Annotated in this window: 11 protein-coding genes; 7 read left to right on the top strand and 4 right to left on the bottom strand. The window is 36.4% G+C overall.

Features of this window, described 5'->3' with window-relative positions:
• From ACFSKL_RS10620 to ACFSKL_RS10605, 4 genes are all read left to right on the top strand, one after another.
• Positions 1 to 2157 (top strand): beta strand repeat-containing protein (locus ACFSKL_RS10620; protein ID WP_376886082.1); only part of this gene is annotated, 2157 nt, incomplete at its 5' end.
• A gap of 5 nt (positions 2158 to 2162) precedes the next feature.
• Entirely contained in the window at positions 2163 to 5207 is a 3045-nt protein-coding gene (locus ACFSKL_RS10615; protein WP_376886080.1) for a LamG-like jellyroll fold domain-containing protein, read from the top strand.
• Positions 5208 to 5356: 149 nt separating this feature from the next.
• Entirely contained in the window at positions 5357 to 7000 is a 1644-nt protein-coding gene (locus tag ACFSKL_RS10610; protein ID WP_376886077.1) for a gliding motility-associated C-terminal domain-containing protein, read from the top strand.
• Positions 7001 to 7106: 106 nt separating this feature from the next.
• Positions 7107 to 8048 (top strand): PorP/SprF family type IX secretion system membrane protein, encoded by a 942-nt coding sequence (locus ACFSKL_RS10605; protein WP_376886075.1) that lies wholly within the window; start codon positions 7107 to 7109, stop codon positions 8046 to 8048.
• Positions 8049 to 8104: 56 nt separating this feature from the next.
• Here ACFSKL_RS10605 and ACFSKL_RS10600 read toward each other — a convergent pair whose 3' ends face one another.
• The 3 genes from ACFSKL_RS10600 to ACFSKL_RS10590 form a co-directional block, all read right to left on the bottom strand.
• Complete coding sequence (locus tag ACFSKL_RS10600; RefSeq protein WP_376886073.1) at positions 8105 to 10813, bottom strand: carboxypeptidase-like regulatory domain-containing protein; 2709 nt, start codon at positions 10811 to 10813, stop codon at positions 8105 to 8107.
• Entirely contained in the window at positions 10810 to 11628 is an 819-nt protein-coding gene (locus tag ACFSKL_RS10595) for a GLPGLI family protein (RefSeq protein WP_376886072.1), read from the bottom strand. Before ACFSKL_RS10595 ends, ACFSKL_RS10600 begins: the two co-directional genes overlap by 4 nt.
• A gap of 80 nt (positions 11629 to 11708) precedes the next feature.
• Complete coding sequence (locus tag ACFSKL_RS10590) at positions 11709 to 12011, bottom strand: hypothetical protein (RefSeq protein ID WP_376886070.1); 303 nt, start codon at positions 12009 to 12011, stop codon at positions 11709 to 11711.
• A 185-nt stretch (positions 12012 to 12196) separates the two neighbouring features.
• Between ACFSKL_RS10590 and ACFSKL_RS10585 the strand changes: the two genes are divergently transcribed.
• Both ACFSKL_RS10585 and ACFSKL_RS10580 read left to right on the top strand, forming a co-directional pair.
• Positions 12197 to 13513 (top strand): sensor histidine kinase, encoded by a 1317-nt coding sequence (locus ACFSKL_RS10585; protein ID WP_376886068.1) that lies wholly within the window; start codon positions 12197 to 12199, stop codon positions 13511 to 13513.
• The gene (locus tag ACFSKL_RS10580; protein WP_376886066.1) at positions 13510 to 14184 is read left to right on the top strand and encodes a response regulator transcription factor; all 675 of its coding nucleotides are present in this window, start codon (positions 13510 to 13512) and stop codon (positions 14182 to 14184) included. The genes ACFSKL_RS10585 and ACFSKL_RS10580 overlap by 4 nt, the downstream gene beginning before the upstream one ends.
• Before the next feature lie 47 nt (positions 14185 to 14231).
• Here the strand turns inward: ACFSKL_RS10580 and ACFSKL_RS10575 are convergent, their stop codons facing one another.
• Complete coding sequence (locus ACFSKL_RS10575) at positions 14232 to 14393, bottom strand: hypothetical protein (RefSeq protein WP_376886064.1); 162 nt, start codon at positions 14391 to 14393, stop codon at positions 14232 to 14234.
• A 746-nt stretch (positions 14394 to 15139) separates the two neighbouring features.
• Between ACFSKL_RS10575 and ACFSKL_RS10570 the strand changes: the two genes are divergently transcribed.
• Positions 15140 to 15490 (top strand): hypothetical protein, encoded by a 351-nt coding sequence (locus ACFSKL_RS10570; RefSeq protein WP_376886062.1) that lies wholly within the window; start codon positions 15140 to 15142, stop codon positions 15488 to 15490.
• The last annotated feature ends 719 nt before the right edge of the window (positions 15491 to 16209 follow it).

The following is a 16209-nucleotide window of genomic DNA, read 5'->3' as shown; positions in this document are numbered from 1 at the left end:
GCATCGGTTTCTGAGAGTATATTGGATATCAAGGCAAATTCAGACAACATCACTTTGAGCAAAGGACAGATTGATGCTTTGAAGATCGTGACGGATGAAAACAAGTCAGATATCTTGGCGAATACGTCTGATATCCAGACGAATGCCACTAATATTCAAGCCAATACTGCCAATATTTCCCAAAACACCACAGACATTTCCACTTTGGAAACTGCAGTTTCTGAGAACACATTGGATATAAAAACCAATTCAGACAACATCACATTGAACAAAGGAGAGATTGATGCTTTGAAGATCGTGACGGATGAAAACAAGGCAGATATCTTGGCGAATACATCTGAGATCCAGACGAACGCCAGTAATATTCAAACAAATTCAGACAACATCACTTTGAGCAAAGGAGAGATTGATGCTTTGAAGATCGTGACAGATGAAAACAAGGTAGATATCCTGGCGAATACATCTGATATCCAGACGAATGCCACTAATATTCAAGCCAATACTGCCAATATTTCCCAAAATACCACAGATATTTCCACTTTGGAAACTGCAGTTTCTGAGAACACATTGGATATAAAAACCAATTCAGACAACATCACATTGAACAAAGGAGAGATTGATGCTTTGAAGATCGTGACGGATGAAAACAAGGTAGATATCTTGGCAAATACATCGGATATCCAGACGAACGCCAGTAATATTCAAACCAATACTGCCAACATTTCCCAAAACACCACAGACATTTCCACTTTGGAAACTTCTGTTTCTGAGAATACAGTAGATATACAAACCAATTCAGACAACATCACTTTGAACAAAGGAGAGATTGATGCTTTGAAGATCGTTACGGATGAAAACAAGTCAGATATCTTGGCAAATACATCTGACATCCAGACGAACGCCAGTAACATTCAAACCAATACTATCAACATTTCTCAAAACACCACAGATATTTCCACTTTGGAAACTGCAGTTTCTGAGAATATATTGGATATAAAAACCAATTCAGACAACATCACTTTGAACAAAGGTGAGATTGATGCTTTGAAGATCGTTACGGGTGAAAACAAGTTGGATATTCAAAGTAATTCTACAGCAATTTTAGCAAATACAGGAGATATCGTTTCTTTAAATAATGCGGTTTCTACGAACACAACTAGTATTCAAACTAATTCTGCAAATATTGCACTCAAAGAAAATAGTGCAAACAAGTCAACAGACATCACTTTGTCAGATCCAACAGATACATTGTTTCCTACTGAAAAAGCTGTGAAGACTTATGTGGATGGAAAGGTAATTGATTTAACAACAAACGTTAGTGGAGTTTTGCCTATAGTGAATGGAGGAACTGGTTCAGATACTAAAAACTTTGTAGACTTGACAACTAATCAATCAATAGGAGGAAGTAAAAATTTCCTTTCTGATGTAGTCATTAATGGAGTTCTTGTAGGTAGGGGGAACCATAATGAAAACTCTAACACTGCCCTGGGATTAGGGAGCTTAGAATCAAATGAAGGTTATGCCAATACTGGATTAGGAAGAGGAGCTTTAGCTGCAAATACACTGGGAAGTGGCAATACAGGTGTTGGATACATCCCACTCGTCAACAACACAACAGGTTCAGATAATGTGGCGCTTGGTAGCCAGGCGTTAATTTCTAACCAGACAGGTTCAGGAAACATTGGTATAGGAACAAATGCAAATGTTTCAGAAGGGAATCTTTCAAATACAATTGTAATCGGACACAACACCACAGTGACAGCTAGCAATACCATCAAGCTTGGAAATGAATTTATTGTCAATTTAATAACTTCAGGCAAGCTCACGACAGGAGCCATTACTCTGCCCAATACAGATGGCACCGAAGGTCAGGTACTTTCAACAAATGGCACTGGGAATGTGACTTGGGTGAATACCGCAACTGCCCCACCAATTAGAGAAGTTGCTGATGAATTTGTTGCTACGGCATCCCAGACGAGTTTTACTTTATCTCAGACACCATCTTCAAATAGTATAGTGAAAATGTATATCAATGGTGTTCGAATAAGCAATTCGGCATATACTGTCATTGGCACAAGCTTGACATATGATCCAGTAGCAAATGGATCATACTCACTAAGTACAGGAGATAGAATTCAAATGGACTTTTATTATTAAGAAAGATGAAGATAAAAATACTATTTCTCCTATTCTCGTTATTAGCTTTTAATTCTATCCGAGTCCATGCACAGTTAAGTGATTTACATTATTTGCCACCACTCAAACAAGCTACGAATCAAGTGGCAGTTATAAACCAAAATTTATATCTCTCTACTTCAGAAACTACGCCATTTGAAGTTCAGATATTTAGGGGGACGAATAGTACTCCTTATTCAACTGTAACCATATCAAATACAAACCCTGGAAAAGTTGCCCTTCCCAATGGAGACAATGATATTACATTGGTTTCAAATGAAAATACAGGTGTGGTTCTCAGCAATTCAGGTTTACGATTACAGTCAGTTGGTGGTCAGAAATTTTATGCAAATTATAGGGGAAAAAATACTGCCCAAGGAACTTCGCTTACCTCAAAGGGAAGACAAGCGTTAGGGACTTCTTTTAAATGGGGTGGATTACCTCTTGGGGCTTCTACAAATACTGGCGTAAACGCCACATTGGGCATAATGGCAACTGAAGATGGTACTGTGGTAAACGTTTTTGGTTATGATACCAATATTGCATTTAGATTGCAGCTTGATGGTTTTGGTATGACAGACAATACCAAACAAATCACATTGAATGCTGGGCAATCTTTTGTTTTTGAAGTTAAAGAAAATGCAACACCTGCCCATAGAGATGGATGGTTGGGAGCTAGCATAACTTCCAATAAAAAAATAGCGATCAGCAATGGGTCATTATTGTTGAGGGGAATAGATGACGTTGCTGTTGGGGGTTGGGACGCAGGTATTGATCAACCTTCTCCTGAGAATATCATAGGCAAGGAATATGTTTTTGTAAGGGGAAGGGGACAAGATATCCAAGAGTATCCCTTGATTATAGCTACGCAAAATGGTACAGAGATTTACGTAAACGGATCAACTACTCCATATAAGACTCTGAATGCCGGTGATTATACAAAAATACCTGCTTCCTTTTACTCAGTGAATATAGCTGGTGGAAATATGTTTGTGACATCCAATAAGGATATCTATGCATATCAAGTTCTTTCAGGCGATACACAAATAGCAACTGGCGGGCTTAATTTTATCTCACCGGTCAATTGTTTGATGTTCACGACCATAGATAATATTCCCCTTATCAATGATTTGGCAGGACTGACAATTAACGGCGGAATTACTATTATTGCCTCAACTGCAATACCAGATAATGACATAGTTATTTCCTATGAGAATATTGTCGAAACTGCAGCAGATTATACAGTAAGAAATGTCCCTGGTACTGACCAATGGAAAACAATCTATGCTGAAGGACTTTCTGGAAATGTAAAAGTTGCAGCGACTGGACCTATTGCTGTAGGGTATGTCGGTGTGTCAGGATTAATTGGGGTAGCGGGATACTACTCAGGTTTGGATAATGTCCCAAATTTGGTTGTTCAATTTGTTGGTGATGGGTGCTTACCTGGAACGATCCTACAAGCTACAGAAGGATTTACAAGTTATGCATGGTTCAGTGAAGGGGTTTTGATTCCCGGTGAGACATCTAATACTTTTTCTCCCCTAAGGCCAGGTAGCTATAGCGTGGAAGTGAGTATGGGACCATGTATTTATGAATCTGCGCCACAAATTGTTGTCAATTGTAATCCTGAGATTGTTTTGAGCAATGTAGCAGACATCGCTTCTGGAAAACCAGGTGATATCATCAATTTTACAATCAAAGCAAAATACATCGGAGAAGGGTTATTGGAAAATCTTGTAGTCAATAATTTGATTCCAAATGGATTGACACTCATCAGTGCAACACCTACTTTTGGTACATGGTCTGGAAGCGGTCAGAATTATAATTGGAATATTGGTACAATGTATAATGGTGAAGAGCATATATTGATTGTCTCTACTTCAGTAGACAATATCAGTTCTAGTTCACAGGTGACTTATACAGTAAGCAATACCCAAACCCAAATTGACGGAAATACCTTGCCTGATGATCCTACAGAAACAGTCTTGTTATACAAAGATCCTTTGCCTGAGATTAGAAGTTTTGGAGATGTCAACAGACTGTTTTTTGATGGTACTTTTGAGTTGAAAAACCCAATTTCAAGCAGTGAAGGGAATTTCACTTTTAGCATTGACAATCCGAATGTTGCCACCATTTCCGGGAATTTGGTGACAATTACAGGTATTGGAACAGCAACTATCACTGCTACACAAAACGCTGCAGGCGGATTTGACCAAGGGTTTATTACAGCGAAATTAAGGGTAAGTGCGACAGATGCTCTTTTGACAAATTTTGGAGAAAAGACTGCCTCCAAAATCAACTATATCAACCGAAATGGACAAATGAACGACCTGAAAGGGATGGGGGCTTCTGGGAAATCGATAGCTACAAGATCACCTTTGTCTATTGATACTGAAATGATACTTTGGTTGGAATCCGAAGCTCAAAGCAGCTATAATAGGCTGGATAATACCTGGTACGATTTGAGTGGGAATTTTTTCAATGGACAATTGAAAAATAATTTCAATTACGATTTTAACAAGTCCAACAGTTTCGTTTTTAACGGAAACAACAATTTTGTGGAATTCAGAAATGGATTTGTAGAAACGGATTTGTTGACGCTCGAAACTTGGGTTTACCCAACTGCTCTTGGAACAGGTATCCAATCGTCTCTTTTAAATCATGACGATTGGAGTGTGCCGGGATTGGTTCATTTTCAATTTGTGGGAAATGAACTCAATATGGGAATATTCGGGGCTACAAATGTGTCTTCTAATTATTCATTTACTCCTAATCAGTGGTACCATATAGCTGTAGTTTATTCTAAAACAGCTCAGTCCGCAAAGTTTTATGTAAATGGAGTGATGACCAATGAAGCGTCGACGGGAATGGGTTCCCCGACAATTGTTGAAAGACCATTTAACATTGGTTCCTGGAATGGTTCCAGCAGATTCTTCAAAGGGAATATGGGTATGTTCAAAATCTACAAAAGAACATTGTCTTTGGCTGAGATAGTTGGAAACTATAATAAGGATAAAGACCGCTATAATTAGAAAGGGAATTTACTAACAAATCTTAGCTCTGGTGATTTAACCAGCTCTAATTTAAATTGATGGTTTAAGTCAACTAGTGTTAATTAAAAAGTTTTACCAGAAAGAATAAATAATTTCAAGTCTGGAAAATTGAATGTTATGAATAAAATATGAAAAATTTCATCAAACTATTTTTGGGAATTTCCACTTCCTTCTTCATCACTGGAGACCTTTTTTCGCAAAGTCTAACTTTGGTTAGGGATGCGAAGCTTAGTTTGAACCAGGAAGATGTTGTTTTGTCGGCACCTTCTGTAAAGCTTTTGGACAGGAGTCAAATCATTGAAGCTGAAAAGGTGAAATTGAGGAAAGATAGTTACATACAATTGTTGAGTCCAGATGCTTTGTTGAAGACAAGAGTCTTAAAAAATGGTGAAAAGGCATTTATTCAAGTTGGTATTGGAAGTAAAGCAGATATAGTAATAGTGAACCGTTCTACATCGGGTGCCTTTTCGATCGGAATGGAGACCTTGAGTGAAGCAGAGTCTTTGCCATTTTTCTGGAAGGTATCTTCCCTAAATGACGGTGGAGCTGATGGAATAGTTGATTTGCAGTTTTCTTGGAATAAAAATTCAGAGCCTTTGGACTTTCATTTGAAATCCTTGATGAGCAGGGAAGGAGTAGATTGGTTGATGGAATATGATCAAGAAATCCAAGACACAACAGTCTATCTCAAAAGCTTTTCATTCAAAGAATCCACACCCATTGCTTTCACAATCTCTACCAATAGATTGGATTCCGATGAAGATGGTGTGCCTGACATCATAGAAATAAGGGAAGGGACTGACCCTAAAGATCCCAATGATTATTTGGATACAGATGGAGATAAGGTTCCCGATTACATTGAGAATATTCAAAATACAAATCCGCTGGATCCCATCAGTTATTTGGATTCCAATCAGGATGGAGTTTCTGATTATGTTCGGGATAGGTCGCCAATCATGTTCATTAATCTTTCCAATGTTCAGATTCCTTGGGGGTTCTCCGGTATTGATACCGTTCTGCCGGATTCATTGATAGCAGTGTTGGGTTCAGGAAAAATAATTAACATGAATATCATTTGGGATAAATCCAACTTGGATATTTTCAAAAGGGGTGTTTATGATGTTTCGGGCAACTTTGAATTGTCACCAGGTCTTTTTGATGCTTATCAAATACCATCAAATATACAGGTGGAAGTGTTGCCAAAACCTGCACCCGAAGATATACACTTATCTAATAATGTCTTTGATGCTGAAAAATCGGGCAATGAAGTAGTTATAGGAAGCTTCACTGTACTTGATCCATTTGATGATCAGCATAATACTCAACTTTCAGGTTTGGCTTTTGATAATGTCTATTTTGAAATTAGGGATGGGGTTTTGTTCTGGAGTCCAGAGGATAGGGCAGATGGAGATACTAGATTCAGAATTTTGGTAAGCGTGCAAGACCGAGATGGGAATATCCTTGAAAAGGAGTTTACTATCATAAGAAATAGGATGTCCGTAAGTGACATTGAGATTGTCAATACATTTACTCCAAATGGAGATGGAATGAATGACACTTGGGGGGTTCGTGAATTAAGGTTCTACACAGGGGTAACGCTACAAGTTTTTGAAAGAAGTGGGGAACGTGTTTTCTATACCCAAAATCCAGATGTTAGATGGGACGGGACTTTCAATAATATTGAGTTGCCTGTAGGTACTTATTATTGGACTGTAAAAGTAGGGGAAACAGGAGAGATAAGAAGGGGGATACTGAATCTATTGAGGAAATAGGAGCAAGAATCAAGGGGAAGGGAAGAGTATTGCAATGCTGTTTTTTCCTTCTCTTTTATGCTTCGGAATTAAATATAAGGACAGCTCAATTAATAGGGAAAAAACCATGAAAAAAATATATATACTTTGCTTTTGCCTTTTGTTTGTCTTTGAGCTTTACGGACAATCTAGGAAATACGTTTCACAGTTTAGCCATTTGCAGAGCTATTTCAATCCTGGTTTGACTGGCTATGAAGGATCCAGTTTTAGGGGTTTTGTCAGAAATCAGTGGGCGGGGTTTGAAGGTGCGCCAAAAACATACTTTGCATCATTGGAAATCGATGTAGCGGATTTTTCAAAAAAATCAGACCCTGATAAAAATGCCTTGGGGATAAATATTCTCCATGATCAATATGGACCATTTGTTGAATCTGAATTGATAGCAAGTTATGCTTCAAGGATTCAGGTGAGTGAAAAAACTTTTTTGAGGTTAGGTCTAGGCGTGAATTTCAACTCAATCAGGTTGGACGGAAGCAATCTAAGTACAGAGCAAGCTTTAGATCCCTTGGTAGGGCAATATATCAATGGCTTTGCTGATATGCAGGTTTTGGATTTTAATATTGGAATGGCTATCACCAATGCCAATTGGTACATTTCCTATGCAGTTCACAATGTCAACCAAGGAGCGATCAGTTCTGGTGATATTTTTATGGATCGTAAACCAAGGGTAGGGGTTCTCCAAGCTGGTTACAGATCTGCTTTGAGTGAAAATTTGGCGGTGGCGACCAATTTTATGTATAGATCCCAAAGTGATTTACCGGAGAATATTGAGTTTAACTTCAAGGTATTGATGATGGATAGAATATGGTTGGGAGCAGGCCATAGGATTGATTATGCCAATAATTTTCAATTGGGAATCCTTTTCCCTATGATGCGAATTGGTTATGTATATGAGTTGCCAATGGTTAAATCATACCTTTTGCCAAATACCACACATGAGTTTTTGGCTGTAATTCCACTTTTTAGAAAAAACATCAGAGAAAATAAGTATGAAGTATTGATTTGGTAAAGTAAAATACTTGGAGTGAATTTTTCATGAAAATGAATGAATTAAAGGCAGTTAGCCTATATTTTCCTTCCAATTTCAAATGACACATTCAACATTATCAATCTTGGTAAGAGAGAATAGGTGGTTGTGTTTCTTACTGAATTAGAAAGGTTAAGAAATACCAGCTCGGATTTATTCAATAGATTGGTTCCATTAAGTTGCATGTAAATACCTCTGTTTTTCCAAGGAGTATAATTAACCTCAAAATCCAAAAAGTCAATCTTTCTTTCTTCCCATGAGATCTGTTCATATGATAATTTAAGCTTTAGATTATCCATGAAACTATAAGTTAAAGACCCCTGATGGTGGAAGTTGAAAATTGAAAAATTAGATTCTAAGCTCTCCGAGTTGATTCTAGAATCTTTCCTGCTACTTTCCCATCTGAAATTGACAGGTCCATCAAATGCACTTACAATAAATACACCTAAACCTTTTGAATTTATGGGTTCGTTTGGTAAAATGGTTCCGTTTACAGCCCTGTTGATTAGATTTTGTGATAAAAAGGTTTTGATTCCAATTCTGGACTTAATGGGAAAAACCATTTTGCTGGTTTCGAGATCTACTCTATTCTGCGAATTGGATAGGGGTGAAGCAAAACTTGAAAGGTTGAAAAGAAGATCCCCATCATTTTGAAAATCAACAATAAATGGACTTTTTTGTAGGAAATGGTTTCCTGTCAACACAATTTGCCAATAACTTGTTCTATCAAAAAAGTTATACCGCCAGTTGATCCCAATCTGTTCTATTATATTTATTCCTTCTGCAAAATTTACTGTGGAGTTTGCCCCAGTAAATACCCTGCCATTGTAAACTTGTAATGGGGATGATAGTTGGTTTTGTCGGTAATGATCTACGAAGATCTTATGTTTGGATTTGAGATTTTGGTTAAACCCTATCCGGTAGTTTGTCAGCCAACCTCTTGTGTTTTTCCTTTCTTGGTTCAGATATCCAATTCTGTTGATAAATCCCTGACTTTCCAAGTTCAGTCTAATGGTAGAACTTCTTGATAAAGAAATATGATCGGACAAAGAGAAAATAACAGTACTGTTTTCAAAAGTTTGATCGTTCAAAAAATCCACTTCTTCGATATTGTCAGGCAAAGTTTGTTCCTGAGTCCCTAGATCTGATTTGATATTGCTGTTTAAATACCCATAGTGGAGAAGAAAGGAGTATTGATGTTTTCTGAGTTTTCCTGCTAACTTCCAACTGCTGCCCAAGGAAGTAGCAGAGTTGTTGAAAGATTGTATCAATCCAAAATTTTGATTAGGATCTGATGTGTTGAAAGATCCCGAAATGATGTCAAGACTTTGATCCGATATAATTCGCGATATAAAAAGCTCAGACTGAAGGGCAGTTTGATGATTTAGTTTTCTGAGATATGCTATCCTAACAGAACCCGATTTTTTTTCTGAATTCAAATTTTGTAAAACATCAGACTGATTTTCAACTGTCTGTAATGTGCTTTTTAGAAGGGATTCTTCTGAAATGTTGTCAACCCTAAATGTCAGGGAAAGCTGAGACAAACTATCCGGCTCCAATTCATGGGTAGATCTTAGTTGGAAATTTTGAATCCCAGAGTTTCCACTTCCAGTTTCCCGAATATCGAAAGTATTGTTTTCAAGAAAAAATCTACTGAGGTTATCTAATGTATTATTGACACGGTTATTCTGGAAAAGAGCATAGGTGTTGGATTTATAATTAATTCCATTGGAGTTATTAAGTTGTAAGGCTTGAAGAAAATCATTGTTAATGTTATACCTGTTTTTGGGAAGGTTTGGGATGAAAGGTATGAAGGGGCTAATCGGTAGGTCAGCTTGAAGAAAGTAAGAGTTTTTCAACATGCTTTCTTCGGATTCTCGCATAAAAAAATCCTCGGTACCAGCTATATTTTCTTGACCAGTATTGTTAATGTTTCCTATATATCCAGCCTTTAGCTTATCCAATAAAGAAAAGAGGACTGTCTTTCCTTCATAGTTTTCAGGCAATCCTACCCCTAGTGAACCTGTACCGAACAAGGATGCTTTCAATCCTTTTTGGAATCTTAAGTTCAGCACAGTTTTATCAGAATTTTCAATTCCTTTGAGCAGTTTTTGGTAGTTGAAATTTTCTATGGCTTCTACACTTTCAAGTAATCCCGGTGGAATATTTCTTGATAAAACCCTGTAGTTTTTCGAAAAAAAATCATCTCCCTCAACCAAAATTTTATCTATAGCTCTACCATTAAAAAAGAGGGTCCCATTGTCACTCACAGTCATGCCCGGAATCTTTTTGAGGAGCTCTTCCAAATTCCTTTCAAATCCATCGCTAAAAGATGCTACATCAAAGGCAGTGGTATCACTTTTGATTCTAATCGGTTCTTGGTATTCGACAGTATATTGATTCAATTCAATTTCCTTTGATTGAATTGTAAAAGTGGACATGCTTAAATCTCCCTTATTGTAAAAAGCATCATGGTATCCCAACCTTGAAATCTTTAGTAGATAAGGTAGGGGAGCTTCACTTCCAATTTTGAAGCTCCCATTTAGATCTGTCTGGGAAAAATCGATTATGGTTGAATCTTGGGGATTTAAAAGCATGACCGAGACAAAAGGTACCGCTTTGGCTTCTTCATCCAGTACAGTCCCTTTTATTTCATTGTTTCTTTGTCCAAAGGTCAGAGAAGTAGGTAAAATAGTAATTGAAACTAAACAAAATAGATTTAGAAGACTGATTACTGATAATTTCACTTCTTGATGGCTTGTGTGGATAAATCGATTTGTGGATAGAATTTCACTTCAACCTTTCCATCATTTTCGAGTGCAACGGATTTCATGTATGAAATGTATTTTTCTTTCTTTGTTGCATTTTCTTGTACAAACTCTGACCTGCTGAGAAGTTTGCCAGAAAAAACATTATCCACTTCAATAGAAGGGTTGAATTCATGAGGGATTTCCACTTCAGCTAAATGATAAATAAAGTCCAAGGTTGAATCAAAAGCTTCAAGTATTAATCCAGGAAGTCCATTTAACCGCCAGGGACCAAATGGTACCTGAAGTTCTGGTGTAAACCAAGCCTCCCATTCCCTACCAAGAACATTGGCAGTGGCTTTTATACAATTAAATTTTCCGATTTTTTTCTTTTCATTAGTGATTCTCCAGTCTATAGGCAGAATTTCCTCTTGGATGTTTGCAAAGGTTGATTTATTCCAAAATGATTCCCGTGAAAATTGTTCTCCCGATAGAAAGTTTAAATATAAAACCGCTCCATAAGGGTCTAAATTGTTTCTGGGAACTTCTATTCGTTCAGTTCCATTTGGACCTGAGATGTATTGCACATTTACTTTATTCTGCTCCTGGATATATAAAGACTTTGATTCTGTGAAAAATAATGTAGCCTTCTCAATTTCATACTCATTTGGATAGCCATTTTCATTGGCAGGAGAAGCGATAGCCAGTTTTCCTGAATATGCTCGATAGGTAATTTTCCCTTGCTGGGCTTTAAGCTGTGATGGAAAAAAACCAAATAGAATAATAAATTGTAATAATAGAATATAAGGTTTCATATGTGTTAGGTTTAGTATATAAAAGAGGTGCAGAATTTTTTTTCTGCACCAAAACACCTATCCGTAATTAGTAATCAAACTTATTCTGGGGCTAGAGAAGCATCACAGCCAGCTCCGGCTATTTTACCAGCTGTTGCGCAATTCGAAGCTGTACCTGTTGCGCTACTTCCATTGCCACAATCTATTGTGACGGAACACTCGAAAACCGCTTCCTCCTCATTCTCCATAAAATTAAAAATGGACAATTCATTGATTTCATTCTGTGAAATTGTCATTTCTACATTTTCATTCCTATCTGATTTTTCTTCATTGATGTAGGAATTTGCTAAAACTGGTGCACTTAATAAAAGCACCATGACGATTGCATTGATAATTTTTTTCATGATTTTTGGTTTTTAGTTATTAAAATGAATTGAATAGGTGTCTCTAATTGCTTGATCAAAAATATTTTATTGAAAACCGAAAAAGAGTTATCTAGTGTTAACCAGTGTTAAATTTTTCCTTGTTATCTTTTCTACACATATATTAGCAAATAATGCAGTCGGTGAATTTTAAAAAAATATGGATCATGGTATGGATTGTTGCAGCTTTTGCAATAGCTGTACAGCTAGCCCGTATTTGGGTAACATATTCTACCTTGCAACAGCAATTTCATAGAGACATAAAAACAGCTTTGGACAAGGCTGTTGAGAGGTATTATTTTGAAATTGGGACTAGGACAGTCTCTATTGAAACTGACTCTTTTGAAGAACTAAGCATACTTGACTCAGAAAAAACCATAAATAAAGAACCGCTTGACTCAAATAAATTGGAATCAGGTGAAACCAATGATGCAATAAATTCCCCCAGGAAGAAACAGATGCTTGTAGCTATATCAAAAGATACAGTTGAACTAAAAGAACTGAAGAACATGCTTCAAACAGAAATTGACTTTTTTGAATTAAAGTCAGAAGTGGGTTTGGTTCATTATTTTAAGGGGAAAAAAAATAGTGAATTTAGAACAAGCTCAGATTTTAGACCAAAATATAAGATATTCTCTAATACAAGAGCACTACCTCTTAACCACCAGATCGAACTAAATTATAAGCCAAATTTTTCTTATACTTTGATTCAGGGAGGGGTTGAAGTTTTGGTTTCATTCATTTTTCTATTCCTGATCATTTTTGCACTTTGGAAACTGTACAGTATTGTGAAAAGGCAAAGAGATTTGGTGACATTGAAAAATGATTTTGTCAATAACATTAGCCATGAATTTAAAACACCCATTTCGGCAGCAAAAGTGGCCATAGAGGCAGCTCAAAGATTCAACCCCCAAAATGACATTGAAAAAAACAGGAAGTATTTAGGGGTTGCCGGCAACTACCTAGATCAGGTATCGGATATGATCGACCGATTATTGGAATCCGCAAGTTTTGAATCTGAAAGTGATGTCTTTATTAAAAGGAAGATAGATTTAGTAAAGTTATTAATGGAGATTGTAGAGGAGTTCCAACTTAGCCAAGCATCAAAAAAAATTGAATTCCTTAGTGATGAATCTTTTCTGAATGCCCGAGCCGATATATTCTATCTAAAAAGGGCAATTGTAAATATTGTGGATAATTCTGTGAAGTATGGAGGGGAGGAAATAAAAATTAAATTGGAAACCACCAAGAATGAAGCCATTCTAATGGTTTCTGACAATGGGACAAGTCTTTCAAAGGAAGAGATCCCAAGAGTATTCGAGCAGTTCTACAGAGTGCCAGGGGAGAACCTGCGGTTAATCAAAGGTCATGGAATAGGTCTGTATTTTTCTAAAAAGGTGATTGAAGCCCATTCTGGAACAATTGAGCTGAACCTGAAAAACGGATGGACAAATTTTATCATTAAACTACCACTTGCTATATGAAAGGGAAAGTTTTGTTGGCGGAAGACGAAATTTCTTTGGGTGAAATTATCAAAGAAAGCCTTGAAAGCAGGGGGTTTGAATTATTTCATGCCAGTTGCGGAAAAACGGCTATTGAAGCTTTCAAATCTTTTTCGCCTGATATTGTTATTTTGGATATTATGATGCCAAATAAAGACGGTTTTGAAGTTTCAAGGGAAATCAGGTTATTGGACCAGAATATCCCCATTGTTTTTCTGACCGCAAAAAACAGGACCCAAGATGTGATTGAGGGATTTGAAAATGGAGCAAACGATTTTATCAAAAAGCCTTTTAGTATGGAGGAACTGATTGTGAGGATCAATTCGCATTTGCGCATTTCCAAAATTAATTTTGAAATGGAATGGATATCAATAGGGAAGTTTAAATTTAATTTTGGGAGTCAAGTTCTGGTGATTAATGAAAAGGAAACTGTTTTGACTTATAAGGAGTCTATACTTTTGAGTGAATTGATAAAAAAGAGAAACCAAGTATTGGACAGGTCGTATATTCTCAATTTGATTTGGGGTTCCGATGATTTTTTTACAGCCAGAAGTATGGATGTATTTATTACCAAAATCAGAAAATATCTTAAGGAAGATAGCTCTATAAAAATAATCAATGTAAGAGGTGTTGGTTATAAATTAGTTGTTTGAAACACTGATAAATGTCTTAAAATCTAAATAATAAAGCTTATCTAGATTCACATTATAAATACAACGCCTAATTTTTCTATCCGAAATATTGTAGAAGCAGAAGTGCCAATTGCTTTGGTAAATGACTTAGGTTCTAAAAGCAATGCTTCTCCCATCTTCCTTATGCTTTGTCCTGCTGAAATGCCTACATTTTTTTTGTCTATATTCATCCGCCAAATTAAGATGGCTTCTTAAATTGTTTGTGTTAAAATATTAACTAAAAAGAATTACGAGTTTATCACATGGACTGGTTTTTAAATTTTGGCAGAAACCTGTAGCATCATTGTAGGATGCGTTTGTTTTGATAAATTAATATGATTATCCGCAATGGCACCAGTAGTTAAATTATACATATGTAATCATGCGGATAATTGTCAACTACGCCACGCCTGTCCGCCGTGGTGGAGCGCACGAGTGTCGACGGTTGACAGTCAACTTGCCCTGGAAACAATATGGATACATTATTTTAAATGGCTACTGGTAAGAAAGCGGATATACAAATAAATTAAATACTAGTTGCTCTTTTGTTTGAATTATAACATCAAAAACTGTTTTCTTGGGTTTTCGCATATGTACATGTATAGAAAGGGATAATACAGGTTGCTTTCCTAGAAATTGGACTTAGCTTCGCGGATGTTGATTTGGTCTGCCTATAGAATTGACATTAATATGGTCGATAAGTGTTTATTTGTCAAGTACATTTGTATTTCAAGCAAAGGACATTAGGAAGACAATATTTGCACAGGCAGAAGTATTAATCAGGTATGGATGTATATGCTTGCTCCGATTGTTGATGCAATGGTCGCTGGTCTTATTTATGGGTTTATTTTCGAGAAGGTTAATTAAAAAAGGTGTGGCCAAGTTTTTTTAGGTAGGTAGTAAACTAAAGTTGATACATGAATTTAAGTAACGTCAAATGGGGAAGAATCCATTAAATAGAATTGTATTTCCTGTGGTGGATTTCTTTGTTATAGAAAAGAATCAAACTGTAGTCAATAGAATTAAAAAAGCCCTTTCAAGCAAACAGTATAGATGCATAGGGGTGGCTGTTGTGGGGAAATACAGTAAAAATATATTGATGGAAATACCTTTCCCACCAGATGTTTTTCTCGTTGGGAATGTTGAAAACCCAATGGAGGTTGTTTTCGCAGTGAAACTGAATTTTCCTAATGTTATGATTTTAAGAGTATATGATAAAACTCATCTCCAAAATGATGACTCTCTAGTTTATGTAGGAACATATATAAATGGTTTTATAGTTTTATAAACCAATCGTGTGCATCAAGGCAAAAAGCAAAAGATGTCCTATCCACAAATTCTCTCCTATACATGAAAAGCCCCGTTTAAGAGGTTTTTTTCGAAGAACCATTTTCAGGGAATAGATCGCTTTCAACTTTTTATTGCCTGGATGATCAGTTTGATGGGGAAAACAGGTAAGGATAAAGCCCTTACTTGCCATTAGATGGTAAAATAAACCTCAAATCTTTTATGCTTAGTTTAGGAACTAACCTAATTTCTTTTCTTATCAGGTAAATTTTAAATATGAAAACCTAAGATTTGAAATGATTTCATAAATTGGTATTTGTCGTTGAAAGATGATTCATAAACTGAATCCAATAAAGTGGGCTTCATCTTATGCAGGTCTTTGAGGAAAGGGTAGGGATGTGGTTCTGTTCTTTGCCAGGTATTCTGGACTGCCTATTTCCATATCCGTGAATTTGATATATATTCTTCGTAAGCTATAGTATGTCCAATGTGCTACTTTGTCAATTGCCGACCAGAAGAAAATCAGTTCAGTGTCATCAAGTATTTGTTAAAAAAAACATTCGTCATACGTTGAACTTGTTCCTAAGAACTACAAAATTGAAATCAAAATTTATACAGACGGACTTGCTAGGACTTATACATTTCTTTAACTTAGCTTATCTTTGGTAACGAAGACCTAATTCCTGAACAATATTTACTTTATACAGCTAAAATACATTT

It is taken from the genome of Belliella marina (assembly GCF_042682445.1).
Lineage (GTDB): Bacteria > Bacteroidota > Bacteroidia > Cytophagales > Cyclobacteriaceae > Belliella > Belliella marina.
This window is presented reverse-complemented; position numbering and strand designations above follow the sequence as displayed.

What these genes read in the sequence shown, in the direction of transcription:
- ACFSKL_RS10615 (WP_376886080.1), top strand. Translation starts at nt 2,163, where the DNA reads ATGAAGATAAAAATACTATTTCTCCTATTCTCGTTATTAGCTTTTAAT.
- ACFSKL_RS10585 (WP_376886068.1), top strand. Translation starts at nt 12,197, where the DNA reads ATGGTATGGATTGTTGCAGCTTTTGCAATAGCTGTACAGCTAGCCCGT.
- ACFSKL_RS10580 (WP_376886066.1), top strand. Translation starts at nt 13,510, where the DNA reads ATGAAAGGGAAAGTTTTGTTGGCGGAAGACGAAATTTCTTTGGGTGAA.
- ACFSKL_RS10595 (WP_376886072.1), bottom strand. Translation starts at nt 11,628, where the DNA reads ATGAAACCTTATATTCTATTATTACAATTTATTATTCTATTTGGTTTT.
- ACFSKL_RS10590 (WP_376886070.1), bottom strand. Translation starts at nt 12,011, where the DNA reads ATGAAAAAAATTATCAATGCAATCGTCATGGTGCTTTTATTAAGTGCA.
- ACFSKL_RS10610 (WP_376886077.1), top strand. Translation starts at nt 5,357, where the DNA reads ATGAAAAATTTCATCAAACTATTTTTGGGAATTTCCACTTCCTTCTTC.
- ACFSKL_RS10575 (WP_376886064.1), bottom strand. Translation starts at nt 14,393, where the DNA reads ATGAATATAGACAAAAAAAATGTAGGCATTTCAGCAGGACAAAGCATA.
- ACFSKL_RS10570 (WP_376886062.1), top strand. Translation starts at nt 15,140, where the DNA reads ATGGGGAAGAATCCATTAAATAGAATTGTATTTCCTGTGGTGGATTTC.
- ACFSKL_RS10605 (WP_376886075.1), top strand. Translation starts at nt 7,107, where the DNA reads ATGAAAAAAATATATATACTTTGCTTTTGCCTTTTGTTTGTCTTTGAG.